This window comes from Luteimonas soli (assembly GCF_042648865.1).
Classification (GTDB): Bacteria; Pseudomonadota; Gammaproteobacteria; order Xanthomonadales; family Xanthomonadaceae; genus Luteimonas; species Luteimonas soli.
On the sequence record NZ_JBHRYA010000003.1, the window covers coordinates 38013 to 62997 of the forward strand.

General features: G+C 69.2%; 24 protein-coding genes and 1 tRNA gene. 18 read left to right on the forward strand and 7 right to left on the reverse strand.

Annotated elements, in window-relative coordinates; translation table 11 throughout:
• The first annotated feature begins 404 nt into the window (after nucleotides 1–404).
• The 3 genes from rplU to obgE all read left to right on the forward strand — a co-directional run bounded on the left by rplU (nucleotide 405) and on the right by obgE (nucleotide 2333).
• The gene (gene rplU / locus ACFONC_RS03585) at nucleotides 405–728 is read left to right on the forward strand and encodes a 50S ribosomal protein L21 (RefSeq protein WP_386742345.1); all 324 of its coding nucleotides are present in this window, start codon (nucleotides 405–407) and stop codon (nucleotides 726–728) included.
• A 12-nt stretch (nucleotides 729–740) separates the two neighbouring features.
• Nucleotides 741–998 carry a 50S ribosomal protein L27 gene (gene rpmA, locus ACFONC_RS03590; protein WP_386742346.1) on the forward strand — a complete coding sequence of 86 codons (258 nt, stop codon included), beginning with the start codon at nucleotides 741–743 and terminating at the stop codon, nucleotides 996–998.
• Nucleotides 999–1256: 258 nt separating this feature from the next.
• The gene (obgE, locus tag ACFONC_RS03595) at nucleotides 1257–2333 is read left to right on the forward strand and encodes a GTPase ObgE (protein ID WP_386742348.1); all 1077 of its coding nucleotides are present in this window, start codon (nucleotides 1257–1259) and stop codon (nucleotides 2331–2333) included.
• 199 nt (nucleotides 2334–2532) lie between these two features.
• Here obgE and rpsT read toward each other — a convergent pair whose 3' ends face one another.
• On the reverse strand, nucleotides 2533–2802 hold the full coding sequence (rpsT, locus tag ACFONC_RS03600) for a 30S ribosomal protein S20 (protein WP_386742349.1): 270 nt from the start codon (nucleotides 2800–2802) through the stop codon (nucleotides 2533–2535).
• Between the two features lie 119 nt (nucleotides 2803–2921).
• On the opposite strand from rpsT, the gene murJ reads away from it, so the two are divergent.
• From murJ to radA, 8 genes are all read left to right on the forward strand, one after another.
• Nucleotides 2922–4580 (forward strand): murein biosynthesis integral membrane protein MurJ, encoded by a 1659-nt coding sequence (gene murJ, locus ACFONC_RS03605; protein WP_386742351.1) that lies wholly within the window; start codon nucleotides 2922–2924, stop codon nucleotides 4578–4580.
• 193 nt (nucleotides 4581–4773) lie between these two features.
• Nucleotides 4774–5742, forward strand: coding sequence for a bifunctional riboflavin kinase/FAD synthetase (locus ACFONC_RS03610; protein ID WP_386742352.1), 969 nt, complete (start codon nucleotides 4774–4776; stop codon nucleotides 5740–5742).
• Nucleotides 5743–5839: 97 nt separating this feature from the next.
• Entirely contained in the window at nucleotides 5840–8635 is a 2796-nt protein-coding gene (gene ileS / locus ACFONC_RS03615; protein ID WP_386743049.1) for an isoleucine--tRNA ligase, read from the forward strand.
• The gene (gene lspA / locus ACFONC_RS03620; RefSeq protein WP_386742354.1) at nucleotides 8635–9138 is read left to right on the forward strand and encodes a signal peptidase II; all 504 of its coding nucleotides are present in this window, start codon (nucleotides 8635–8637) and stop codon (nucleotides 9136–9138) included. The genes ileS and lspA overlap by 1 nt, the downstream gene beginning before the upstream one ends.
• A gap of 132 nt (nucleotides 9139–9270) precedes the next feature.
• Entirely contained in the window at nucleotides 9271–10224 is a 954-nt protein-coding gene (ispH, locus tag ACFONC_RS03625) for a 4-hydroxy-3-methylbut-2-enyl diphosphate reductase (RefSeq protein WP_386742355.1), read from the forward strand.
• 64 nt (nucleotides 10225–10288) lie between these two features.
• Nucleotides 10289–10364, forward strand: a tRNA-Thr gene (locus ACFONC_RS03630).
• Between the two features lie 26 nt (nucleotides 10365–10390).
• Nucleotides 10391–10708, forward strand: a complete 318-nt coding sequence (locus tag ACFONC_RS03635; RefSeq protein ID WP_386742356.1) for a hypothetical protein — start codon at nucleotides 10391–10393, stop codon at nucleotides 10706–10708.
• Between the two features lie 120 nt (nucleotides 10709–10828).
• Complete coding sequence (gene radA, locus ACFONC_RS03640; protein ID WP_386742357.1) at nucleotides 10829–12205, forward strand: DNA repair protein RadA; 1377 nt, start codon at nucleotides 10829–10831, stop codon at nucleotides 12203–12205.
• 272 nt (nucleotides 12206–12477) lie between these two features.
• Here the strand turns inward: radA and ACFONC_RS03645 are convergent, their stop codons facing one another.
• From ACFONC_RS03645 to ACFONC_RS03665, 5 genes are all read right to left on the reverse strand, one after another.
• Entirely contained in the window at nucleotides 12478–14079 is a 1602-nt protein-coding gene (locus ACFONC_RS03645; protein ID WP_386743050.1) for a DHA2 family efflux MFS transporter permease subunit, read from the reverse strand.
• Nucleotides 14076–15284 (reverse strand): HlyD family secretion protein, encoded by a 1209-nt coding sequence (locus tag ACFONC_RS03650; RefSeq protein WP_386742358.1) that lies wholly within the window; start codon nucleotides 15282–15284, stop codon nucleotides 14076–14078. Before ACFONC_RS03650 ends, ACFONC_RS03645 begins: the two co-directional genes overlap by 4 nt.
• Nucleotides 15281–16786, reverse strand: coding sequence for an efflux transporter outer membrane subunit (locus ACFONC_RS03655; protein WP_386742359.1), 1506 nt, complete (start codon nucleotides 16784–16786; stop codon nucleotides 15281–15283). Before ACFONC_RS03655 ends, ACFONC_RS03650 begins: the two co-directional genes overlap by 4 nt.
• A gap of 3 nt (nucleotides 16787–16789) precedes the next feature.
• Nucleotides 16790–17242: a MarR family winged helix-turn-helix transcriptional regulator gene (locus tag ACFONC_RS03660; RefSeq protein ID WP_386742360.1), complete on the reverse strand. Its 453-nt coding sequence runs from the start codon at nucleotides 17240–17242 to the stop codon at nucleotides 16790–16792.
• Between the two features lie 100 nt (nucleotides 17243–17342).
• Entirely contained in the window at nucleotides 17343–18134 is a 792-nt protein-coding gene (locus ACFONC_RS03665) for a cytochrome C assembly family protein (RefSeq protein WP_386742361.1), read from the reverse strand.
• A 114-nt stretch (nucleotides 18135–18248) separates the two neighbouring features.
• On the opposite strand from ACFONC_RS03665, the gene ffh reads away from it, so the two are divergent.
• From ffh to rplS, 6 genes are all read left to right on the forward strand, one after another.
• Nucleotides 18249–19622, forward strand: coding sequence for a signal recognition particle protein (gene ffh / locus ACFONC_RS03670; protein ID WP_386742362.1), 1374 nt, complete (start codon nucleotides 18249–18251; stop codon nucleotides 19620–19622).
• Between the two features lie 37 nt (nucleotides 19623–19659).
• On the forward strand, nucleotides 19660–20523 hold the full coding sequence (locus ACFONC_RS03675) for an aminotransferase class IV family protein (protein ID WP_386742363.1): 864 nt from the start codon (nucleotides 19660–19662) through the stop codon (nucleotides 20521–20523).
• Between the two features lie 50 nt (nucleotides 20524–20573).
• On the forward strand, nucleotides 20574–20849 hold the full coding sequence (gene rpsP / locus ACFONC_RS03680; RefSeq protein ID WP_386742365.1) for a 30S ribosomal protein S16: 276 nt from the start codon (nucleotides 20574–20576) through the stop codon (nucleotides 20847–20849).
• A gap of 34 nt (nucleotides 20850–20883) precedes the next feature.
• Nucleotides 20884–21396 (forward strand): ribosome maturation factor RimM, encoded by a 513-nt coding sequence (gene rimM / locus ACFONC_RS03685; protein WP_386742366.1) that lies wholly within the window; start codon nucleotides 20884–20886, stop codon nucleotides 21394–21396.
• A 198-nt stretch (nucleotides 21397–21594) separates the two neighbouring features.
• Nucleotides 21595–22362, forward strand: a complete 768-nt coding sequence (trmD, locus tag ACFONC_RS03690) for a tRNA (guanosine(37)-N1)-methyltransferase TrmD (protein WP_386742367.1) — start codon at nucleotides 21595–21597, stop codon at nucleotides 22360–22362.
• A gap of 216 nt (nucleotides 22363–22578) precedes the next feature.
• Complete coding sequence (gene rplS, locus ACFONC_RS03695) at nucleotides 22579–22995, forward strand: 50S ribosomal protein L19 (protein ID WP_386742368.1); 417 nt, start codon at nucleotides 22579–22581, stop codon at nucleotides 22993–22995.
• Nucleotides 22996–23149: 154 nt separating this feature from the next.
• Here rplS and ACFONC_RS03700 read toward each other — a convergent pair whose 3' ends face one another.
• The gene (locus ACFONC_RS03700; protein ID WP_386742370.1) at nucleotides 23150–24601 is read right to left on the reverse strand and encodes an MATE family efflux transporter; all 1452 of its coding nucleotides are present in this window, start codon (nucleotides 24599–24601) and stop codon (nucleotides 23150–23152) included.
• Nucleotides 24602–24710: 109 nt separating this feature from the next.
• Between ACFONC_RS03700 and ACFONC_RS03705 the strand changes: the two genes are divergently transcribed.
• Nucleotides 24711–24956: a hypothetical protein gene (locus tag ACFONC_RS03705; RefSeq protein ID WP_386742372.1), complete on the forward strand. Its 246-nt coding sequence runs from the start codon at nucleotides 24711–24713 to the stop codon at nucleotides 24954–24956.
• Nucleotides 24957–24985: the final 29 nt, after the last annotated feature.

The following is a 24985-nucleotide window of genomic DNA, read 5'->3' on the forward strand; positions in this document are numbered from 1 at the left end:
GACGCGAGGCCCGCCCCGCCCGACCGCTCGGATAGCGCGTCGGCTCCTGGCGCCAGAAGAGCCCGTAGGATGGGTAGAGCGCAGCGAAACCCATCGTCGCGTGGTCGGGGCAGCCCGTGAATGGCTCAACGCGAGCCCTTGCCACGTCTCCTGACGAAGGCAGGAATGGGTGTTTCCGGGTCAACTCGAACCGTGGGCACCCCCTCCCAGCGTCCCCCTGCCTTCGCAGGGGAGGAGCCGAGACGAAAGCTCGCGGCTGAGGCCGCTCCTGCAGGGCTGCGCAGCCGTAGGGGCCAGTTGACCCTAACCCGCTGAAACCCCTACAATTCCGCTTCTGTTCGCCCTCGATGGCGGGCAGCCAAAGAAGAACTACTAGAAGATCCACGAAATCAGGAAACGCAATCATGTACGCAGTTCTGGTCACCGGCGGTAAGCAATACCGCGTGATGAAGGGCGAGACGCTCCGCGTCGAGTTGCTCGGCGAGCACGAGGCCGGCAACGAGATCACGTTCGACAACGTGCTCATGCTCGGCGACGGCGAAGGCATCAAGGTCGGCGACGCGCTCAAGGGCGCCACCGTCACCGCCAAGGTCGTCGGCCACGGCCGCGCCGACAAGGTCCGCATCGTCAAGTTCCGCCGCCGCAAGCACCATCGCAAGCAGATGGGCCACCGGCAGCACTACACCGAAATCGAGATCACCGGTATCGCCGGTGGCGACAAGAAGTAAGGAGAAGCAGCCATGGCACATAAAAAGGGCGTAGGTTCCTCGCGCAACGGCCGCGACTCCAACCCGAAATACCTCGGCGTGAAGATCTATGGTGGCCAGGCGATCGAAGCCGGCAACATCATCGTCCGCCAGCGCGGCACCCAGTTCCACCCGGGCATAGGCGTCGGCCTCGGCCGCGACCACACCCTGTTCGCGCTCGTCGACGGCAAGGTCGAGTTCGCGACCAAGGGCCCGAAGAAGCGCCGCACGGTCAGCGTCGTCGCTGGTTGAGGACGGACTGTCCGAGGCATGAAGGGCCCCGCCTTGGCGGGGCCTTTTGTTTCTGTCGGCGGCTGATGCAAGGTCGGCACACCTGCATCGTCAGTCCCGCGAAAGCGGGAACCAAGCGACTTCACGTTGAACCGTCATGCGGTGGCGAGTGCAGGTATCGCCAAGACACTGGGTTCCCGCTTTCGCGGGAATGACGGCAAAGGCTTAAGCTTCTCCCGAATCCCGAATCCCGAATCCCGAATCCCGAATCCCGCCCCCATGAAACTCGTCGACGAAGCCGAAATTACAGTCACCGCCGGAAACGGCGGCAACGGCTGCGTCGGTTTCCGGCGCGAGAAGTTCATCCCGCTTGGCGGGCCCGACGGCGGCGACGGCGGTGACGGCGGCAGCGTTTGGCTGGAGGCGTCGGAGAACCTCAACACCCTGGTCGACTTCCGCCACCAGAAGCGGTTCCGCGCCCAGCGTGGCGAGAACGGCATGGGCCAGCAGCGCTACGGCAAGGGCGGCGAGGACACCACCATCATCGTCCCGGTGGGCACCGAGGTCATCAACGTGGCCACCGACGAGGTCATCGGTGACATGACCCGCCACGGCGACCGCATGCTGGTGGCCAAGGGCGGCAAGGGCGGCCTGGGCAACATGCACTTCAAGAGCTCGACCAACCGCGCGCCGCGGCAGTTCACGCCCGGCGAGGAGGGCGAGGAGCGCCTGCTGCGGCTGGAACTCAAGCTGCTGGCCGACGTCGGCCTGCTCGGCTTTCCCAACGCCGGCAAGAGCACCCTGATCCGTGCCGTGTCCGCGGCCACGCCGAAGGTGGCCGACTATCCGTTCACCACGCTGTACCCGAACCTGGGCGTGGTCAGCGTCGAGCCGGGCCGCAGCTTCGTGATCGCCGACATCCCCGGCCTGATCGAGGGCGCCGCCGACGGCGCCGGCCTGGGCAGCCTGTTCCTTCGCCACGTGCAGCGCACGCGGCTGCTGCTGCACCTGGTCGACATCGCGCCGATGGAATCGGGCGTGGAAGCCGAGCCGGTCGAGCAGGTCCGCGCGATCGAGGCCGAGCTGCGCAAGTACGATCCGGCGATGCTGGAGAAGCCGCGCTGGCTGGTGCTCAACAAGGCCGACCTGATGTTCGAGGACGAGGCGCGGGCGAGGGCGGAGGAGATCGTCGCCGGGCTCGGCTGGGAGCAGCCGTGGTTCCTGGTCTCGGCGATCGGCCGCGAGGGCACCTGGCCGATCATGCTGGAGGTGCAGGCGTTCTTCGACCGCCTGCGCGCCGATGCGCTGGACGACGCGGCGGCCGCGGGCGAGCCGACCGGCCCCGATGCGGCCTGACTCCCCAGGGCGGCTGAGGGAAGCCCGCCTTTCCCCGGCCGTGGGCAGTCGCAGGAATACGAGCGTGTCAGCGCCGGTGGAAACCCGCGGTGCGGTGACTGCCCGCAGGATGCCGTGGGCTGAATCCCGGGCAACAAAAAACCCGGCGCGGGCCGGGTCTTTCGCGACGCGCCGCCTGGACGGGCCAGGCGATGCGGGGTCAGGCTGCCTTGAGCGCCTTGATGCGCGCGGTGAGGCGGCTCTTGTGGCGGGCGGCCTTGTTCTTGTGGATCAGGCCGCGGGCGCTGAAGCGGTCGAGGATCGGCTGCGCGACGTTGAAGGCTTCCTGGGCGCCGGCGGCGTCGTTGGCTTCGAGCGCCTTGAGCACCTTCTTGACGGCGGTGCGCAGCATCGAACGCTGGCTGTTGTTGCGCAGGTTGCGCACGACGGCCTGCTTGGCGCGCTTCTTGGAGGACTTGATGTTGGCCACAATGAATTCCTGGATGGCCCGGGCATGCCGGGTTTGAGCGTTGGGCGGGGAAACGAACGGGAAATTATGGGCAATTCAGCGGCTTGCGTCAACCGTCCGGAACGGCCCGGAGCGGGCTGGTGAGCGCCCCGGACCCGGCGGCGGCCGCGCCGAAACGGACGGGCCTGCTGCGCTCGACGGCGGTGTTCAGCGCGATGACCTTCCTGTCGCGCATCAGCGGGCTGGTCCGTGACCAGGTCTACGCGGCGGTCTTCGGCGCCGGCCCGGCCATGGACGCCTTCGTGGTGGCGTTCCGGATCCCCAACTTCATGCGCCGGCTGTCGGCCGAGGGCTCGTTCTCGATGGCCTTCGTGCCCGTGCTGGCCGAGTACAAGAGCCTTCACGGCGAAGCAGCGGTGAAGGAGCTGATCGACAGCGTCGCCGGCACCCTGACCGCCTTCCTGCTGGTACTGACCGCCGCGGCGGTGCTGCTGGCGCCGTGGATCATGCCGCTGTTCGCGCCGGGTTTCGGCGCCGAGACCGAGCAGGGCAGGTTGGCCGCGGAGATGTTGCGGATCACCTTCCCGTACGCGCTGTTCATCTCGCTGGCGTCGATGGCAGGCGGCATCCTCAACAGCTACGGGCGCTTCGCGGTGCCGGCGCTGTCGCCGGTGCTGATGAACCTGTCGATGATCGCCGCGGCGCTGTGCCTGGCGCCGCTGCTGCAGTCGTGGGGCTACGACCCGGTGCTGGCGCTGGCCTGGGGCGTGTTCGCCGCCGGCATCCTGCAGTTGGCGTTCCAGCTGCCGTTGCTGGCGAAACTCGGGCTGCTGCCGCGGCCGCGCTGGGGCGTGGCGCATGCTGGCGTGCGCAAGATCATGAAGCTGATGGTGCCGACCCTGTTCGGCGCCTCGGTGGCGCAGGTCAACCTGCTGCTGAACACCATCGTGGCCTCGTTCCTGATCGGTGGCAGCGTGACCTGGCTGTACTACACCGACCGGCTGCTGGAGTTCCCGCTGGGCATGTTCGGCGTCGCGATCGGCACGGTGATCCTGCCGCACCTGTCGGGTCGCCACGCGTCGACCGACCCGGAAGGCTTTTCGAAGGCGCTCGACTGGGGCTTCCGCCTGTGCCTGCTGATCGGCGTGCCGGCGTGCCTGGGGCTGATGCTGTGCGCCGAGCCGCTGATCGCGACCCTGTTCCAGCACGGCGAGTTCGGTGCCCGCGACACCGCGATGGCGCGGCTGAGCCTGGTGGCGCAGGCCACCGCGGTGCCGGCCTTCCTGCTGGTCAAGGTGCTGGCGCCGGCGTTCTATTCGCGCCAGGACACGAAGACGCCGGTGAAGGCGGCCGTGGCGTCCGTGATCGGCAACGCGCTGTTCACGGTGTTGCTGATGGCCGGGCTGTTGATGCTGACGGGGATCGGTCGCGAGGCGATGGAAGCTTCGGGCGGTCGGCCGTTCGAGGCGCTGGGGCGGATCCCCGGCGCGCACGCCTGCCTTGCGCTGGCGATCGCACTGGCCGGCTGGCTCAACGCGATCCAGCTGTGGTGGTACCTGCGGCGGGCCGCCGTGTACACGGTGCAACCGGGATGGCGGCGATTCCTGCGCCAGCTGGCGCTGGCGGCGATCGCGCTGGTGGTGGTGGTGGTGGCCGTGCTGTGGCAGTGGCAGGACTGGACGACCTGGCCGTGGTGGGAGCGGGTCTGGCGGCTGGCGGTGGTGGTCGGTGCGGGCGCCGTCGCCTACGTCGCGGCGCTGTGGCTGCAGGGCATCCGGCCGCGCCACCTGCGGCACTGACGGCGGGTTTTTGCTGCGCCGCAGCTATACTGTCCGATCGGGTCTGGCCGGCGGGCCTTTCGCTGTTGTGGGAGCGGCTTCAGCCGCGAGCTTTCCAACACGCGCCCGACCATCCGGAAGAGCTCGCGGCTGAAGCCGCTCCCACAAACAGCAGGCAACGCGGGCGGCCCGGAATCCAAATCACAGAGAACCGATGAGCAAGCTGTTCCGCGACGTCGAAGGCGGGCCCCTGTGCCCCCACGGCAGTGTGGTCTGCATCGGCGCCTTCGACGGCCTGCACCTGGGCCATCGCGCGCTGGTGCGCCACGCGGCTGGCCGTGCGCGTGCGCTTGGCGTGCCGATGGTGGCGCTGAGCTTCGAGCCGCTGCCGCGCGAGTTCTTCGCCAGGGGCGAGCTGCCGCCGCGGCTGCAGCTGCCGCGGGCGAAGTTCGAGGGATTGTGCGAACTCGATGCCGACCTGGTCGGCCTGCTGCGCTTCGACGCCCGCATGGTGGCGATGAGCGCGGAAGCCTTCGTGCGCACCGTGCTGGTCGGTCGGTTGGCGGCGCGCGAGGTGCACGTCGGGCCGGAGTTCCGCTTCGGCCATCGCCGCGCGGGCGACCTGGGCACGCTGCAGCGCGAGGGCGCCGAACACGGCTTCACCGCCGAAGCCATCGCGCCGGTGATGCTCGACGGCGAACGCGTGTCCAGCACCCGCATCCGCGCCGCGCTGCAGGCTGGCGACTTCGACGCCGCGACGCGCCTGCTGGGCGCGCCGTACTCGATTGGCGGGCGCGTGGTGCGCGGGCGCCAGCTCGGGCGCACGCTGGGCTATCCCACCGCCAACCTGCGCTTCGACGACAAGCGGCCGGCGCTGTCGGGCATCTACGCGACGTGGGTGCACGGCGTCGGCGACCGTCCGTGGCCGTCGGTGTCGAGCTTCGGCACCCGGCCCACGGTGGGCGGCGTCGAGCCGCTGCTGGAGGCGCACCTGTTCGATTTCGACGGCGACCTGTACGGTCGTCGCATCGAGGTCGAATTCGTCGCCAAACTGCGCGACGAAGAGAAATTCCCCGATCTGCCAGCCCTGGTCGAGCAGATGGACCGCGACGCCCGGCAGGCGCGCGATATGCTCTCCGCCCCGGAGCAGGCGCCCGCGCGTCGAAGCGCGGGCCTTCCATGAACAACCCATTGCGGCGACGAGCGTGAGCGCAGACAAGACCACAAAGCCAGACAACCCGTACAAGGCCACGCTGCACCTGCCGGCCACGGACTTCCCGATGCGCGGCGACCTGCCCAAGCGCGAGCCCGTGACGCTGGAGCGCTGGGAATCCGAAGGCCTGTACGCACGCCTGCGCGAGAACGCGAAGGGCCGCGACCTGTTCGTGCTGCACGACGGGCCGCCGTACGCGAACGGCGCGATCCACCTCGGCCACGCGGTCAACAAGATCCTCAAGGACATCATCGTCAAGTCGAAGTACCTGGCCGGCTTCGACGCACCCTACATCCCGGGCTGGGACTGCCACGGCCTGCCGATCGAGATCGCGATCGAGAAGAAGTACGGCAAGGTCGGGGTGAAGCTCGACGCGGTCGAGTTCCGGCAGAAGTGCCGCGAGTACGCCAACGCGCAGATCGACGTGCAGCGCAAGGACTTCAAGCGCCTGGGCGTGATCGGCGACTGGGAGCATCCTTACCGCAGCCTCGATTTCCGCTTCGAGGCCGACGAGATGCGCGCGCTGGCCAAGGTGATCGACAACGGCCACCTCGTGCGCGGCGTCAAGCCGGTGTACTGGTGCTTCGACTGCGGCTCGGCGCTGGCCGAAGCGGAGATCGAGTACCAGGACAAGGTGTCGCCCGCAGTCGACGTGGCCTACGCCGCGCGCGATGCGAAGGTGCTGGCACGGCTGTTCGGCACCGATCTTCCCGAAGGCGCCGAAGTCGCGGTGCCGATCTGGACCACCACGCCGTGGACGCTGCCGGCCTCGCTGGCGGTGTCGCTTGGCGCGGACCTGGAATACGCGCTTGTCGAAGGCCCCGTGTACGACGGCAAGCCGCGCTGGCTGGTGGTGGCCGAGCCGCTGGTCGGCAAGGCGCTGCAGCGCTACGGCGTGGAAGAGGCCGTCGTGCACGGTCGCGCGACCGGCGCCGTGCTCGAAGGCCAACTGCTCGCGCACCCGTTCTATGCCGACCGCGACATCCCGCTGGTCCTCGCCGACCACGTTTCCGCGGAGGACGGCACCGGCGCCGTGCACACCGCGCCTGGCCACGGCCAGGAGGACTTCGTCGCCGGGCAGAAGTACGGGCTGGTCGAGAAGTATTCGGCGGCGCAGCTCAATCCGGTCGACGGCCGCGGCGTGTACCTGCCGTCGACGCCGCCGGCAGGTGACGTCGAACTGGCCGGCACGCACATCTGGAAGGCCAACGACGCCATCGTCGACGTGCTGCGCGGCAACGGCGCGCTGCTGGCGTTCGCGAAGTTCGAGCACAGCTACCCGCACTGCTGGCGGCACAAGACGCCGGTGGCGTTCCGCGCCACGCCGCAGTGGTTCATCTCGATGGAGCAGGCCAACCTGCGTCGCGATGCGCTGGAAGCGATCAAGGGCGTCAAGTGGTATCCGGGCTGGGGCGAGGCGCGCATCGCCGGCATGGTGGAGGGGCGTCCGGACTGGACGATCTCGCGCCAGCGCACTTGGGGCGTGCCGATCGCGCTGTTCGTGCATCGCGAGAGCGGCGAGCCGCATCCGCGCAGCAGCGAAATCATGCGTGCCGTCGCCGACCGCGTGGAGCAGGGCGGGGTGGACGTGTGGTATTCGCTCGATCCGGCCGAACTGCTCGGCGACGAGGCGAAGGACTACGACCGCATCACCGACATCCTCGACGTCTGGTTCGACTCGGGCGTCACCCACGAGACGGTCCTGCTCGAACGCGGGCTCGGCAAGCCGGCCGACCTGTACCTGGAAGGCTCGGACCAGCACCGCGGCTGGTTCCAGTCGTCGCTGCTCACCGGTGTCGCGATCGACAGGGCCGCGCCGTACCGGCAGTGCCTCACGCACGGGTTCACCGTCGACGAGCACGGCCGCAAGATGTCCAAGTCGCTGGGCAACGGCATCGAGCCGCAGGACATCATGAAGACGCTGGGCGCCGACATCCTGCGCCTGTGGATCGCCTCGGCCGACTACAGCAACGAGATGTCGCTGTCACAGGAGATCCTCAAGCGCAATGCCGACGCCTACCGCCGCATCCGCAATACCGCGCGCTTCCTGCTCGGCAACCTGCACGGTTTCGACCCGGCTGCGCACCTGCGCCCGCTCGACGACATGGTCGCGCTGGACCGCTGGATCGTGCACCGCGCGTTCGAGGTGCAGCAGAAGATCGTCGATGCCTATGCGCGCTACGCCTTCGCCGAGATCGTGCAGGCGCTGCTCAACTTCTGCAGCGTCGACCTGGGCTCGCTGTACCTCGACGTCACCAAGGACCGGCTGTACACCATGCCGGAAGACTCGCACGGCCGCCGCAGCGCGCAGAGCGCGATGTACCGCATCGCCGAGGCCTTCGTGCGCTGGATCGCGCCGGTGCTCAGCTTCACCGCTGACGAAATGTGGGGCTACCTGCCCGCGCCGGTCGACGGCGCGCGCAGGGACAACGTGCTGTTCGCGACCTGGTACGACGGACTCGCACCGATGGACGGGGACGCGACGCCTTCGGCCAAGGAATTCGATGCGCTGCTGGCGCTGCGCGAGCAGGTCGCCAAGGTGCTCGAACCGATGCGCGCCGGCGGCGAGATCGGCGCCGCGCTTGAGGCGGAGATCGCGCTGAAGTGTGGCGTTTCCGACCAGAACTGGCTGGCGCCGCTGGTCGACGAGCTGCGCTTCCTGCTGATCAGCGGCGACGTGTCGCTGGAGGCCGACGACGACGCGCACGAGATCACCGTGATCGCGACGCCGACGCGCAAGCCCAAGTGCGTGCGCTGCTGGCACCACCGCGCCGACGTCGGGAGCCATGCCGCGCATCCGCAGCTGTGCGGGCGCTGCGTGTCCAACATCGAGGGGCCGGGCGAAGACCGGAAATGGTTCTGATGATGACGAAGGTCAAACCCAACGCGCTGATCTGGCTGGCCCTTTCGGCCATCGTCATCGCCCTCGACCAGTGGACCAAGGCCTGGGTGCTGTCGAGCCTGCCCGAGTACACGCCGGTGCCGGTGATCGACGGCTTCTGGAACTGGTACCGCACCTACAACACCGGCGCGGCGTTCAGCTTCCTGTCCGATGCGGGTGGCTGGCAGACCTGGCTGTTCTCGGCGCTGGCGGTGGGCATCAGTGGCCTGTTGGCGTTCTGGCTGTCGCGTACCCCGCGCAGCGACTGGCGCACGGCGCTGCCGTTCGCGCTGGTGGTGGGCGGCGCGCTGGGCAACGTCATCGACCGCGTGATCCACGGCCACGTGATCGACTTCGTCCAGTGGTACTGGCGCGACCACTACTGGCCGGCGTTCAACATCGCCGATTCGGCGATCGTGGCCGGGGCGGTGGGGATTGCGCTGTTCGGGCTGTTCCAGAAGAAGGCGGACGCCGGCAAGGGCTGAGCCGGCCCTTCCCCGGTTAGGCCTGCCCCTGCCGGGCATCCCACCCGCGAAACGGTGCGCGTCCGGCGCCGGACGGCTCCGTTGCAGGAAAACAGGGGTTTCCGCGGCCGGTCTCCGGTAAAATCGGGCGCCATGGACATCGTCCTCGCCAACCCCCGCGGTTTCTGTGCCGGCGTCGACCGCGCGATCGAGATCGTCAAGCGTGCGATCGAGACGCTCGGCGCGCCGATCTACGTGCGCCACGAGGTCGTGCACAACAGATACGTGGTCGACGACCTCAAGCAGCGCGGCGCGATCTTCGTCGAGGAACTGCACGAAGTGCCCGACGGCGCCACCGTGATCTTCAGCGCCCATGGCGTCTCGCAGGCAGTACGCAGCGAGGCCGAAAGGCGCGGGCTGAAGGTATTCGACGCGACCTGCCCGCTGGTCACCAAGGTGCATTTCGAGGTCGCGCGCCACTGCCGCGCCGGCCGCGACGTGGTGCTGATCGGGCACGCCGGACATCCCGAGGTGGAAGGCACGATGGGGCAGTGGGATCGCGAATGCGGTGCCGGCCGCATCTACCTGGTCGAGGACGTCGAGGACGTGGCCGCGCTCGAAGTCGACCAGCCCGGCAACCTCGCCTACACCACCCAGACCACGCTGTCGGTCGACGACACGCGCGGCGTGATCGAGGCGCTGCGCGACCGCTTCCCCGCGATCCAGGGCCCGAAGAACGACGACATCTGCTACGCCACCCAGAACCGTCAGGACGCGGTGCGCGAACTCGCCGCCCAGTGCGACCTGGTCCTCGTGGTCGGCTCGCCCAACAGCTCCAACTCCAATCGCCTGCGCGAGCTGGCCGAGCGCGAGGGCGTCGAGGCCTACCTGATCGACGGCGCCGACGAGATCGACCCGCAGTGGCTCGAAGGCCGCCGCCACATCGGCGTCACCGCCGGCGCCTCGGCCCCCGACGTGCTGGTGCGCGGCGTGATCGACCGCCTGCAGGCGCTGGGCGCCGCCGCCGGCCTGCGGGAACTGTCGGGAGAGCCGGAAAGCATGGTCTTCGCGCTGCCCAAGGAGCTGCGCGTCCAGCTGGTCGATTGACCGGGGCGGCCGTGAAACCTAGAATCCACGGCCCGCTCCGGCCTTTGCCGCAGCTTGCAACATCGCCGGAATAGCTCAGTTGGTAGAGCGGCGCATTCGTAATGCGTAGGTCGTAGGTTCGATTCCTATTTCCGGCACCACCTTCCGCAGTACCCGAGCACGGCCCATGGATCCGATTCCCCTCGAAGACCTTGCCCTGCTCGAGGTGCTGCAGCGGATCGACCAGTGCCTGCCGCTGGAATCGGGCGACACGAAGATCCACCAGCGCCTGATCGACAGCGGGCTGGTCACCATCGACACCGATCCCCTGCAGCTGACCTCGGCCGGGATCGAGCTGTGCAAGTCGCTGCAGCATCGCGTTGCCGCCGATGCGCAGGCGACGAAGATCATCGAGCGGCGCGAGGCGGATGAAGTGCCCGCGGAAGGCAACGTCAGCGGCGCCGACGGCGCTTCGCTCAACGGCGCAGACGGCCACGCCCGCTAGGGAAATCCGGACGACTTCGTTCGTGCTCGTCGTCGTCCGGTGAGTCCGGCACGCGTGGCGTCTCGTCCAGCGCGACCGCCGCCGGCTATCCTGTCCGCTCCCCGGATCCGGAATCCACGCATGGCCAAGGCCAGGACCGCCTACGTCTGCAGCGAGTGCGGCGCGGACTTCAACAAGTGGCAAGGACAGTGCGGTGCCTGTGGCGCCTGGGATACGTTGTCGGAGATCGTGCTCGAATCCGCGGCGGCGGCGAAGTCGCCGGCGTCGCGCCGCAGCGGCTGGGCCGGCAAGGTCGACGCGCCGAAGGTGACCGCGCTCAAGGACGTGCGCCACCATGAGGACGCGCGCGTGACGACCGGCATTGGCGAGTTCGACCGCGTGCTGGGCGGCGGCCTGGTCGAGGGCGCGGTGGTGCTGGTCGGCGGCGACCCCGGCATCGGCAAGTCGACGCTGCTGCTGCAGGCAGTCGCGCAGATGGCGGCTACGCTACCGGGGCTGTACGTCACCGGCGAGGAGTCGCTGGCGCAGGTCGCCGGGCGCGCCGCGCGGCTCGGCCTGCCGGTCGACGGCGTCAATGCACTGGCCGAAACCGGCGTCGAACGCATCCTCGAACACGCCGCCGCGCTGCAGCCGAAACTGATCATCGCCGACTCGATCCAGACCCTGTGGACCGAATCGCTGACCGCCGCGCCCGGCTCGGTCAGCCAGGTGCGCGAGTCGGCCGCGCGGCTGGTGCGCTACGCCAAGGAAACCGGCGCGGCCGTGTTCCTGGTCGGCCACGTGACCAAGGAAGGCGGCATCGCTGGCCCGCGCGTGCTCGAGCACATGGTCGACGCTGTGCTGTATTTCGAGGGCGACAGCGGCAGCCGCTTCCGCGTGCTGCGCGCGTTCAAGAACCGCTTCGGTGCGGTCAACGAGCTGGGCGTGTTCGCGATGGGCGAGAAGGGGCTGAAGGAAGTGCCGAACCCGTCGGCGATCTTCCTCTCCGGTGGCAGCGCCCGGCAACCCGGCAGTTGCGTGATGGTCACCCGCGAAGGCACGCGGCCGCTGCTGGTGGAGGTGCAGGCGCTGGTGGACTCTTCGCCGCTGTCCAATCCGCGCCGCGTCGCCGTGGGGCTGGAAGGCAACCGCCTGGCGATGCTGCTGGCCGTGCTGCACCGCCATGGCGGCGTCGCGGTCGGCGACCAGGACGTGTTCGTCAACGTGGTCGGCGGCATCCGCGTGCAGGAAACCGCGGCCGATTTGCCGGTGCTGCTGGCGGTGCTGTCCTCGCTGCGCGACCAACCGCTGGCCGACAAGACCGTGGCCTTCGGCGAAGTCGGCCTGAGCGGCGAGATCCGCCCTATCCCCAACGGCGAGGAGCGGTTGAAGGAAGCCGCCACCCACGGTTTCAAGCGAGCGATCGTGCCCAAGGCGAACGCGCCGAAGGGCGGCAGCTACAAGGGCATGGAAGTGATTGCGGTGGAGCGGCTGGTGGACGCGTTGGACGCGGCCTGAAGCGCGGCTTCAGCCGCGAGCTTTTGAGGGTCAGATCAAGAGCAAATCCCCCATACCCCCTTTTTCAAAGGGGGCAAGAGCGAGAAGCGATTTCCGATTTCCGGCTCGCAACTCCCGGCCTCGTAGGAGCGACGGAAGTCGCGAAGGCCTTCCCCACGAATCCGGTCGTGACTTCCCCGTAACGGCATGCCGTTGCCGCTCCCGCAAACGCGGCTCAAAGATCGCGGCTGAAGCCGCTCCCGCACCAGCAGGTTGCCACGCGCCCGCGCGGCTCAGTGCCCGCCGCCGGCGGCGCCGCCGATCTTCGCCGCGAACGGCGGCTTGGCGAACCAGACGAACACGATCACCACCAGGAACAGGATGCCAAGCAGGTGGAAGATCTCGTTGAACCCGATCTGCACCGCCTGCTGCGAGATCATCTGGTTGAGCAGCATCGCGCCGCGCTGCACGTCGCCCTGTCCCAGCTGGGTCACGGTCTGCAGCATGCCCGGGTCGTGGGCGCCGATGTGCTCGGTCAGCTGGGCGTGGTGGATGGTGCTGCGCTGGTTCCAGCCCCAGGTGGTCAGCGATGCGGCGAAGCTGCCGCCCAGCGTGCGCACGAAGGTCGCAAGCCCCGAGCCCGCGGCGATTTCGTGCGGCTCCAGGTCCGACAGCAGGATCGTCAGCACTGGCATGAAGAACAGCGCCACGCCCAGGCCCTGCCACAGCTGCACCTCGGCCACGCGGTGGAAGTCGACGTCGAGGTTGAAGCCGGCGCGGAAGAAGCTGGTGAACGCCATCACGATGAAGGCGAAGGTCGCCAGCCAGCGCAGGTCCATGCGGGTGGCGTACTTGCCCACGATGGGCGTGAGCAGGATCGGCAGGATGCCGATCGGCGCGGTGGCGAAGCCGGCCCAGATCGCGGTGTAGCCCAGGTTGCGCTGCAGCCACAGCGGCACCAGCAGGCCGACGCTGAAGAACGCCGAGTACGCCATGACCAGCGCGATGGTGCCGCTGGCGAAGTTGCGGTGGCGGAACAGCTTGAGGTTGACGATCGGGTCCTTGTCGGTGAGCTCCCAGATCACGAACACGGTGAGGCCGACCACGGCCATGATCGCCAGCGCGATGATCTTGGTCGAGTTGAACCAGTCCTCGTCGTTGCCCAGGTCGAGCATGATCTGCAGCGCGCCCACGCCCAGGATCAGCGTGGCCAGGCCGACGTAGTCCATCTTCGGCTTCTCCAGCTGTTCCGGCCGGCCCTTGAGCTGCCGCCCGACCACCACGCTGCAGAAGATGCCGATGGGAATGTTGATGAAGAAGATCCATTCCCAGCTGTAGTTGTCGGTGATCCAGCCGCCGAGGATGGGGCCCGCGATCGGCGCGACCACCGTGACCATCGCCAGCAGCGCGATCGCCTGGCCGCGTTTTTGCGGCGGATAGATCGAGATCAGCAACGCCTGCGTCACCGGGTACATCGGCCCGGCGACGAAGCCCTGCAGCGCGCGCGCCACCACCAGCAGGCCCATGCTGTTGGCCAGGCCGCACAGGAACGAGGCGATCACGAACGCCAGCGTCGCCCACATGAACAGCTTGCGCTCGCCGAAGCGGCGGGTGAGGAAGCCGGTCAGCGGCAGCGCGATCGCGTTGCTCACCGCGAACGAGGTGATCACCCACGTCGCCTGGTTGGCGCTGGCGCCGAGGTTGCCGGCGATGGTGGGCAGCGAGACGTTGGCGATCGTGGTGTCGAGCACCTGCATGAACGACGCCAGCGCCAGCCCGATGGTGGCCAGCGCGAGATTGGGCGGCGCAAAGGCGCGTGCCGGCTCCGGCGTTGCCGGAAGCCCGAACCGCTCTTCCTGTTCGACGATGCTGGACATGGGGGCGTGTCCGCTCAGCCGTGCGCGCTGTCAGGCAGGTTCTGCTCGATGATCCTGGTGATCAGCGCGTCCGCGTCGGCGAGCTGCTTCGCGTAGGCGCCGGTCGAGAACAGCGGCTTGCCGTCCTTCGGCGCGCTGCCGGCGAGCATCCGGCCGTCCTGGTCGCGGATCGAGACATCCACGGCCATGCTCAGGCCGATGCGCAGCGGGTGTTCGGCGAGCTGCTTCGGATCCAGTTCGATCCGCACCGGCACGCGTTGCACGATCTTGATCCAGTTGCCGCTGGCGTTCTGCGCCGGCAGCAGCGAGAACGCGCTGCCCGTGCCCATGCCGAGGCTGGCGACCTTGCCTTCGTAGGTGACGCCGCCGCCGTACAGGTCGGCTTGCACCTCGACCGGCTGGCCGATGCGCATCTTCGTCAGCTGGGTTTCCTTGAAGTTGGCTTCGACCCACATCTGCTCGATCGGCACGATCGTCATCAGCGTGGCGCCCGGCTGCACGCGCTGGCCCAGCTGCACGTGGCGCTGGGCGACGTAGCCCGACACCGGCGCGACGATCGAGGTCCGCTGCAGGTTGAGCCAGGCCTGGCGCAGCTGCGACGCCGCGGCCTGCACCTGCGGCTGCTTCTGCAGCGTAGTGGCGTCGACCAGCGCGGTGCTGCGCGCAAGCTGGCCGTGCGAGGCCGACAGTGCGGCTTCGGCGGCGGCGAGCATGTCGCGTGCGTGGGCGAGTTCCTCGCGCGAGACCGCACCGCTGGCGACCAGTCCTTCGCGGCGCTTCACGTCGGCGCGCGCCTGCGACACCGCGACCTGGCGTGCCCTGATGTCGGCCTGGCCGGCGTCGACGCTGCTGTACAGGCCGCGCACCTGGCGTACGGTGCCGGCGAGGTTGGCTACGGCCTGGTCGTAGGCGACCTGGGCGTCGTTGCGGTCGAGTTCCACCAGCGGCTGGCCGGCTTCGACGCGCATGCCGTCGTCGGCGTCGATGGCGACCACCGTGCCCACCGTCTGCGGCACGATGCTGACCACGTTGCCCTGCACGTAGGCGTCGTCGGTGTCCTGGTGCCAGCGCGCGACCAGCAGGTAGTAGGCAAGCCAGGCGAGGCCGGCCAGCACCACCACGGCGGCGACGACCAGCAGCGCGCGGCGGCGCTTGCCGTTCTTCGGCGCGGGCGTCGCGGCGGCGGGCGTGGTGGCGGCTTGCGGATTGATTTCGGTCGTCATGGCGTGGGGGCCCTGGCAAGGTCTGGACGGGTGTCGGGGTGGGGCGCGGCATCCGGGCCGACGGGCACGAGGCCGCCGCCCAGCGCGCTGTCGAGGTCGATCGTCGCCGCGTAGCGCTGCGCATCGAGCCCGGCGAGCTGTTGTTCGAGTTGCAGCAGCGGGCGCTGCGCGGCGAGCACGTCGAGTTGGGTGCCCAGCCCCGCGTCGTAGCGCGCGGTCGCGATGTCCAGTGCCGACTGCGCGGCGTCGCGCGCCTGCGTCGCCGACGCGATCTGTGCATCGAGCGAGCGCGCCGCCTGCACCGCGTCGGTGACTTCGTGCAGCGCGCCGACCAGCGTCTGGTTGTAGCCGGCGACGGCGAGGTCGTAGTCGGCGTCGGACTTCGCCAGCTGGCTGCGCAAGCCACCGCCGTCGAAGATCGGCAGGCTGATCGCCGGGCCGCCGAAGCCGAGCAGCGCGTCGCCACTGAACAGCTCGGACAGGCCGGCGGAGGCGAGGCCAACCAGCGCGTTGAGGTTGATGCTGGGCTTGAACGCGGCCTTGCTCGCGTCGATGCCGCGGCTGGCTGCTTCCACGCGCCAGCGTGCGGCGACGACGTCGGCGCGATGGCCGAGCAGTTCGCTGGGCAGTACCGCCGGCACGGCGGGCGAGGGCGCGTCGAGCAGGCGCGGGCGGGTGATGTCGAGACCGCGGTCCGGCCCCTTGCCCAGCAGCGCGGCCAGCGCGTTGCGCAGCGCGTCGATCTGCTGCTGCGCCGCCTGCGCCTGCTGCTCCGCCGCGGCGATGGTGCTTTCCGACTGGCGCAACTGCAGCTGGTTGTCGATGCCGGCGTCGACACGCTGGCGGCTCAGGTCGTGCAGGCGCGAGGCGCGCGCCTGTTCGCGCTGCGCGACGTCGAGCATTTCGTATGCCTGCGCGAGCGCAACGTAGCTGCGCGCGACGCTGGACGACAGCGTCAGCCGCGCGGCCTGCGCGTCGACCTGCGCCGCCCGCGCCTGGCCGACGGCGGCCTCGTACTTCGCGCGCTTGCCGCCCCACAGGTCGGGCGACCATTTGAAGTTCAGCATCAGCACCGTGCTCGCCTGCAGGTCGCCGCCCAGCGGCTCCGGCGCCAGCGTTTCGGGCAGCTGCACGGCGGTTTCCTGCGCGCTTGCGCCGAGCGTCGGCTTGCGCGCCGCGTCGGCCAGGCCGGCCTGCGCCTGCGCTTGGCGCAGGCGCGCGTCGGCGGCGGCCAGCGAGGGGCTGTCGCGCAGGGCTTCGCGGACCAAGGCGTCGAGCTGCGGGTCGCCGAGCGTGGTCCACCAGTCGCGGGCCGGGAATGCGGCGTCGCTGAGCGTCGGACCATCCAGGCTGCGGCTGCTGGCAAGCGAATCGGCTTCGATCGGGTGTTCCTGCGGCGCCAGTCCACCGGTGCTCGCGCAGCCGGCCAGGAGCAGCGCGGCGGCGAACGCGGGGAACACGAAAATCAGCCCGCGTCGCGGGCTGGGGCTTGGTATCGCCATGGGTCAGGGTTCCGTCGAGGTGAGGTTGTCGCGTGCGCGCTCGAGCAGCCCGGTGAGCACGCCGCGCTCTTCGTCGCTCATGCCCGCCATCGCGAGCTCGCGCACCCGCTCGCCGCACTTGTTGATGTCCTGCCAGATGGCCAGGCCGGCATCGGTGAGGTCAATGTTGAGTGCGCGGCGGTCGGTCGGGTCCGCGGTGCGCGCCACCAGCCCCTTGGCTTCGAGGCGGTCGAGCAGGCGCGTCATCGCGCCCGGGTTGAGCTCGGCGGCGCGAGCCAGGTCGGTGACGCCGGTCGACCCGATGGCCAGCTTCTTCAGCGTGACGTACTGGCTGAAGGTCAGGTCATGGCCCGCCTTGGCCAGTTCCAGCTTCATCCGCGCCCACATGGCGTCGCGGAGTTGCCGGAAGAGCAGGCCGAGGCTGGCGCCGCTGTTGGGGAAGGCGGGGGCATTCATGAGGGGCGGCATTTTGCTCGCCCGCGCAATAGTTGTCAATGCAACTATTGTCCCTGCAATGGATTTGACTATCCCGCTGAGTGCCTGTTCAGGTTCGCTGTCAGCCCACGCGCTGCAGCACCAGCTCCAGCACGGCCTTGCTACCGAAGAAGGCCAGCACCAGCAGGGCCATCGCCACCAGCGTCCAGCGCACCGCAACCGCTCCGCGCCAGCCGCGGCGCCAGCGTCCGAGCAGCAGTGCGCCGAACACCAGCCACGACAGCACGCTGAGCACGGTCTTGTGCACCAGGTGCTGGGCGAACAGGTCGTCCACGAACAGCACCCCGGTCAGCAGGGTCGCGGTCAACAGCACGAAGCCCGCGGCGATGGTGCGGAACAGCAGGGTTTCGAGTTCGGTCAGCGGTGGCAGTACGCGCAGCCAGGCGTGGAAGTCGCGGCGGCGCAACGCACGTTCCTGCAGCCACAGCATGATCGCCAGCAACGCGGCCACCGCCAGCGTTGCGTAGGCGAGCAGGGCGCACCAGGCGTGCAGCTGGACGCCCATGTCCATCTCGTCCACCAGGTGGTGGCCGTAGCCGGCGTAGCCGGCGAGCGTGGCGGCGGCAATCGGGTACACCACCACGCCCAGCGTCGCCATCCGCCCGCGCGCGCCGACCAGCAGCGCCAGCAGGGCCATGCCGAGGCCGACCAGCGACAGCGCCGCGAAGAAATGCAGGTCGGCTCCGCCGGCGGTTCGCCAGGCCATCACGTGGTAGCCGATGTGCAGGGCCACGGCGGGCAGCGCCGGCAGCAGCCAACCGTGGCCGGGCGGATGTTGCCCGCGCATCGCCCCGGCCACCAGCGCGATCGCGGCCAGCAGGTAGAGGGCGATGGCGATGAGAACGATTGTCATCGCGGAAGTGTCGCACATGGCCGCGCGGATCGGCGCGCGCGCACGCGTCGCCAAGGGGTGGCCGCGACCGCCAAGCTATAATCGCCGGCCGATTTCCCGAACGATCCTGCATCCATGTTCGAATCCCTGACCCAGCGCCTGTCCGGCACCATCGAGCGCCTGCGCGGCCGTGGCCGCCTGAGCGAATCCAACATCAGCGAAGCCCTGCGCGAGGTGCGGATCGCGCTGCTCGAGGCCGACGTCGCGCTGCCCGTGGTGCAGGCGGTGATCCAGCGCATCAAGGTGCGCGCGGTGGGCCAGGAAGTGCTCAAGTCGCTGACCCCGGGGCAGGCCCTGATCAAGATCGTGCGCGACGAGCTGACCCTGGTGATGGGCGCGGCCGCCAGCGACCTCGACCTCAACGTGCCGGCGCCGGCCGTGATCCTGATGGCCGGCCTGCAGGGCGCGGGCAAGACCACCACCGTGGCCAAGCTCGCCAGGCACCTGAAGGACAAGCGCAAGAAGAAGGTGATGGTGGTCAGCGCCGACGTCTACCGCCCGGCCGCGATCGAGCAGTTGAAGACGCTGGCGCAGCAGGTCGACGTGCTGTTCTTCCCGTCCACGGCCGAGCAGAAGCCCGAAGCCATCGTTCGCGCGGCGATCGACGACGCGCGCAAGTCCTTCGCCGACGTGCTGATCGTCGACACCGCCGGCCGCCTGGCCGTCGACGAGGCGATGATGGCCGAGATCAAGGCGCTGCACGCCGCGGTCAAGCCGGTCGAGACGCTGTTCGTGGTCGACTCGATGACCGGCCAGGATGCGGCCAACACCGCCAAGGCCTTCGGCGAGGCGCTGCCGCTGACCGGCGTGGTGCTGACCAAGACCGACGGCGACGCCCGCGGCGGCGCGGCGCTGAGCGTGCGCTACATCACCGGCAAGCCGATCAAGTTCATCGGCACCGGCGAGAAGGTCGACGGGCTGGACGTGTTCCACCCCGATCGCGTCGCCAGCCGCATCCTCGACATGGGCGACGTGCTGTCGCTGGTCGAGCAGGTCGAGCAGCAGGTCGACCAGGACAAGGCGAAGAAGCTGGCCGAGAAGGTCGCCAAGGGCCGCAAGTTCGACCTCGACGACATGAAGGACCAGCTCGAGCAGATGCAGAACATGGGCGGCCTGTCCGGGTTGATGGACAAGCTGCCGGGCGTGGGCAAGATCCCCGACAACGTCAAGGCCCAGGTGACCGGCAAGGAAGTGCCGCGCATGGTGGCGATCATCAATTCGATGACGAAGAAGGAGCGCCGCAACCCGGCCCTGCTCAACGGCTCGCGCCGCAAGCGCATCGCTACCGGCTCCGGCATGACGCCGGCCGACGTCAACAAGCTGATGAAGCAGTATCAGCAGATGGAAAAGATGATGGGCAAGCTCGGCCGCGGCGGCATGAAGGGCATGATGCGCGGCATGAAGGGAATGATGGGCGGCATGGGCGGCGGCGGGATGCCGTTCCGCTGATCGCGAGCGGATCCCGGCGGCCACCGTGGACAGCCGCGTGAACGTCGTCCTGTGCAACGGCCGTCGCGCCGAGGCCGCCGACCTGGTGGCGTTGGCGATGCGCAACCACGGCCACTTCACCACCATGCAGGTGCGCGACGGTGCGGTGCGCGGGCTGGACCTGCACCTGGCACGGTTGCGCGAGGCCACGGCCGAACTGTTCGATGTCGCTCTCGACGATGCCCGCGCGACCGGCGGCTTGCGGCAGGCGCTGGACATCGCCGGCAGCGGCGATTGCACGGCGCGGGTGACCGTCTGCGCGAGGGAGTTCGAGCGCGCCGCGCTGGCTTCGCAGCCGCTGGCGGCCGAAGACCTGGACGTGATCGTGGCGCTGACGCCCGCGACGGCGCCGGCGCTGGAACCGATGCGCGCGGCCAGCTTCGTGCACGAGCGTGCGCTGCCGCACATCAAGCACGTCGGTACGTTCGCCCAGTTCCACCTCGCCCGCCAGGCGCGGGGCAGGGGCTTCGACGACGTGCTGTTCGTCGATGCGCATGGCCGCATCAGCGAGGGCTCCGTCTGGAACGTGGGTTTCTGGGACGGGCTGGGCGTGACCTGGCCGGAGGCGCCGGCGCTGCGCGGCACCTGCGAAAGCTTGCTGCAGGCCGGGCTGGAATCGCTGGGGGGCCCGCAATCGCGGCGCCGCGTGTCGCTGGGCGAACTGCCGGGGTTCCGGGCCGCCTTCGCCTGCAATTCGCGCGGCGTGCGGGCGATCGGGGCGGTGGACGAGGTGGCCTTCGCCCCCGATCCGGAGCTGGCGGACCTGCTCGGGCGGGCGCTGGCGGCGCAGCCCTGGCAGCCGATCCCGGCCGGGCAGGGGACGATGGGAACGGGGTTACATCGACCGCCCGAATTGGGCTAAAATCGCCGGCTTACCTCGCCATCCTGGCGACTGGGCAACACGAGAGCACCATGGTCAAGATCCGCCTTACCCGCGGTGGCGCCAAGAAGCGCCCCTTCTACCACATCATCGTCACCGACCAGCGCAGCGCACGCGACGGCCGCAACATCGAGCGCGTGGGTTTCTACAACCCGGTCGCCTCGGGCGCCGAGAAGCGCATCGAGCTGGACATCGCCCGCGTCGACCACTGGGTCGGGCAGGGCGCGCAGCTGACCGACAAGGTGCGCAACCTGTACAAGGAAGCGGCAAAGACCGCCGCCGCAGCCCCGGCCGAAACGGCCGCCTGACGCCCGGGCCGCGCTTCGGCGCGGCCATCGCCTGATGGAACCTTCGACGCGCCGCATCCTGCTGGGCAGGGTCCACGGCGCGTTCGGCGTGCGCGGTGAACTCAAGCTCGAGTCGTTCACCGACCCGCCCAATGCGATCTTCCGCTACCAGCCATGGATCCTGCGCGACGCGCAGGGCCGCGAACGCGAGCTGTCGGGCGCGCGCGGCCGACTGACCGCCAAGGGCATCGTCGCCACCTTCCCCGACGTCGCCGACCGCGACGCCGCCGACGCGCTGCGCGGCACTGAAGTCTGGGCGCCGCGCTCGGCGCTGCCGCCGCCGAAGCCCGGCGAGTACTACTGGGTCGACCTGGAAGGCCTGCGCGTGGTCAACCGCGAAGGCGTCGATTTCGGCCGCGTCTCGTACCTGTTCTCCACCGGCGCCAACGACGTGCTGGTCGCCGAAGGCGAGCGCGAGCGGATGATCCCGTTCCTGCAGCCGGATTACGTCGTATCGATCGATTTCGACAACGGCGTGGTCACCGTCGACTGGGACCCGGAGTTCTAGCGAGAAGTCGGTCAGCCTCTCTCCCGCCTGCGGGAGAGAGAGGCGCGCGCAGCGCGCCGGGTGAGGGTTCGGCTGTTGGCGTTGCCGGTGAAAAGCGGGGCTCACACACCCCCTCTTGCAAGCGGAGAGGGCCAACGATTGCTCGGCCAGTCCCGCGCGCTACGCTTCCCCCAGCCCCCAGCCCCCAGCCCCCAACCAATGCGCATCGACATCATCAGCCTGTTCCCCGAATTCGTCGCCCAGGTCGCCGGGCATGGCGTGGTCGGGCGCGCACGGGAGCGCGGGCTGCTGTCGCTGCACGGCTGGAACCCGCGCGACCACGCCGAAGGCAACTACCGTCGCGTCGACGACCGCCCCTTCGGCGGCGGCCCCGGCATGGTGATGATGATCGACCCGCTGCGCGCCTGCATCGCCGCGGCGCGTGCGGCCGAACCGGCGCCGGCCCGCGTCATCTACCTCAGTCCGCAGGGCAGGCCCTTCACCCAGGCCAAGGCCCGCGAACTGGCTGGGGAGTCGCGGCTGGTCCTGCTGTGCGGCCGCTACGAGGGTGTCGACGAGCGCCTGCTGGCGGCGGAGGTCGACGAGGAAATCTCCATTGGCGACTACGTCCTGTCCGGCGGCGAACTGGCCGCGGCGGTGGTGGTCGATGCCGTCGCCCGGCTCCAGGAGGGCGCGCTGAACGACGCCGAATCCGCCGTCCAGGACAGTTTCGAAGGCGACGGGCTGCTCGATTGCCCGCACTACACCCGCCCGCTGGAGCACCCGCTGGGCGACGTGCCGACGGTCCTGCTGTCCGGCAACCATGCCGAAATCGCCCGCTGGCGCCGCAAACAGGCGCTCGGCCGCACCTGGCTGCGCCGCCCGGACCTGCTCGACCGGGAGCACCTGTCCGTCGCGGACCGGGCGCTGCTCGAGGAGTTCCTGGCCGGGGATGGCGGCACGGCGCCGGTGGAAACCGACCCGTAGGGCGGGTCTCGACCCGCCGCCTGCCAGGAGAAGTCGCTGCTGGCGTCATCCGCACCCTCGCCGACAGCATGTAACCCCCTAGCGCACAAGGGAAAAAGGCCGCTATAATTGCCCGCTTCGCTCCACCCATGCCATGACGCGGGTCCACGTGCACTCGCGCAACAACAACGCCCACAAGGGCACTCCAACAGGCATCCAACCAAAGGCACCACCGTCATGAACAAGCCCTCGCTCAACACGCTGCTGCAGGATTTCGAAACCGAACAGGCGCAGCGCAAGCTGCCGGAATTCGGCCCGGGCGACACCGTCGTCGTCAACGTCAAGGTCAAGGAAGGCAACCGCGAGCGCGTCCAGGCCTACGAGGGCGTGGTCATCGGCAAGAAGAACGCCGGCCTCAACTCCGCGTTCACCGTGCGCAAGATCTCGCACGGCTACGGCGTCGAGCGCGTGTTCCAGGCGCACAGCGCCGCCATCGACTCGGTCGAGGTCAAGCGCCGCGGCGCCGTCCGCGCCGGCAAGCTGTACTACCTGCGCGGCCTGGAGGGCAAGAAGGCGCGCATCAAGGAAGACCTCGCCGGCAACGCCAAGGCGCGCGCCGCCGCGAAGGCCGCCGCCGAAGCCGCTGCCGAGTAATCCTCGCCGCAGCCAGTGCACGAACGGCCACCTCCGGGTGGCCGTTTTCGTTTGTGCCGGCAGGAATGGTGGTTGCAGCGGCTGAAGCCGCGATGCCTTTCCCGCAAGGCATCGCGGCTTCAGCCGCTCCTGCGGCAACACCCCATCGCCGCGATCAGGCCCGCGTCCCCTGGTCCGCCACCGGCGACGGAGCCTGCGCCGGCACCTCCGAGGGCACCGCGACCGCCTCCGGATCCGGCTCCAGCATCCTCGCCTTGCGCCAGTTGCCCCAGCGGTAGTACGCCAGCGACATCAGCATCGAACACAGCGCGCTGACCGGGAAGCTCCACCAGATCGCATCGATGCCCAGCGCCGGCTGCAGCAGGTCGGCGAAGGGGATGCGGATGCCCCACATCGCGATGCCCAGGATCACCAGCGGCGGGATCACCGCGCCGGTGGCGCGCACCACGCCGGACACCACGAAGCTCACGCCGAAGAACAGGAACGACCACACCGCGATGTGGTTGAGGTGGCGGCCGTGCTCGATTGCGGCGCTGCCCTCGGGCAGGAACAGCGACAGCGTGGTCTGGTCGAACAGGATCACCGGCGCGATCAACGCGCCGGTCATGAGGAAGTTGAACAGCGTGCCGGTGCGCGCGGTCGCATTCACGCGGTCCCAGCGCCCGGCGCCCACGTTCTGCGCCGCCATCGACGAACACGCCGCGCCGATCGCCATCGCCGGCATCTGGATGTAGGTCCACAGCTGCAGTGCGGCGCCGTAGGCCGAGGCGTAGTCGACGCCGTAGGCGTTGACCATGCTGATCATCATGATCATCGCCAGCGAGATCACGATCATCTGCAGGCCCATCGGCACGCCCTTGACCACCAGCGCGCGCAGGATCGCCAGGTCCGGCTTGTAGACCGAATTCTCGTGGCGACTGATCCACAGCGGATGGCGGCGATGGCGCAGCCACAGCAGCATCGCCGCAAGGCTCACCACGTTGGCGACCAGGGTGGAGGTGGCCGAACCGGCGATGCCCATCTCCGGGAACGGCCCGATGCCGAAGATCAGCAGCGGGTTGAACACGATGTCCAGCACCACCGCCAGCATTAGGAACACGAACGGCGTGCGGGTGTCGCCGGCGCCGCGCAGGATCGCCGACAGGAACGCGAACATGTACAGGAACGGCACCGCCATGAAGATGATGCGCAGGTAGGCCTCGGCCAGCGCCAGCGATTCGGCGGGCGTGCTCATCCACACCAGGATGTGGCGCGACAGCGGCATGCCGGCGAACGCGATCGCCAGCGATACGCAGAAGAAGAACGTGGCGCTGGTGCCGATCACGCGCTTGGCCAGCGCGGTGTCCTTCGCCCCCATCGCCTGGCCGACCAGGATGGTCGCGGCCATGCCGACGCCGAACACCGCGCCGATCAGGAAGAACATGATGTTGTTGGCGTTCGCAGTCGCGGTGAGCGCTTCCTCGCCGAGGAAGCGCCCGACCCAGATCGCGTTGACCGAGCCGTTGAGCGACTGCAGCACGTTGCCGGCCATGATCGGCAGCGCGAACACGAACAGCGTGCGGCCGATCGGCCCCTGGGTGAGGTCGCGAGTCCCGGTCTTCGGCATCGGGGCATCTTGCCAGACGCCGCGTGACGCCGGACCGGCACTTTCGTCACGCGAGCCGGCGATCGGCATGGGGCACACTTGCACGGACCGGAGATGGAGGAGACGCGCGATGCGGACTGCAACCGCACTGCTTGCCCTGGCGCTGCTGGCCGGCTGCGCGAGTACCTACGAACCGGCGGTCGACGCGGGATCGCCGTTCCCGTCGTGGTGCGCGGACATCGCGCGCCAGCAGCGGGACATGCCGCAGCCGCGCAAGGGGCCTGCCCATGGCGTGCGCCTGCCGCCCGAGTGCACGGAAGCCAGGTCCGTGCCGCTGTTGCCGGACAGGGCCCCGGACCCGGTACCGCCGACGTGAACATGCCGACCCGACCCGGCGAGGGGCAA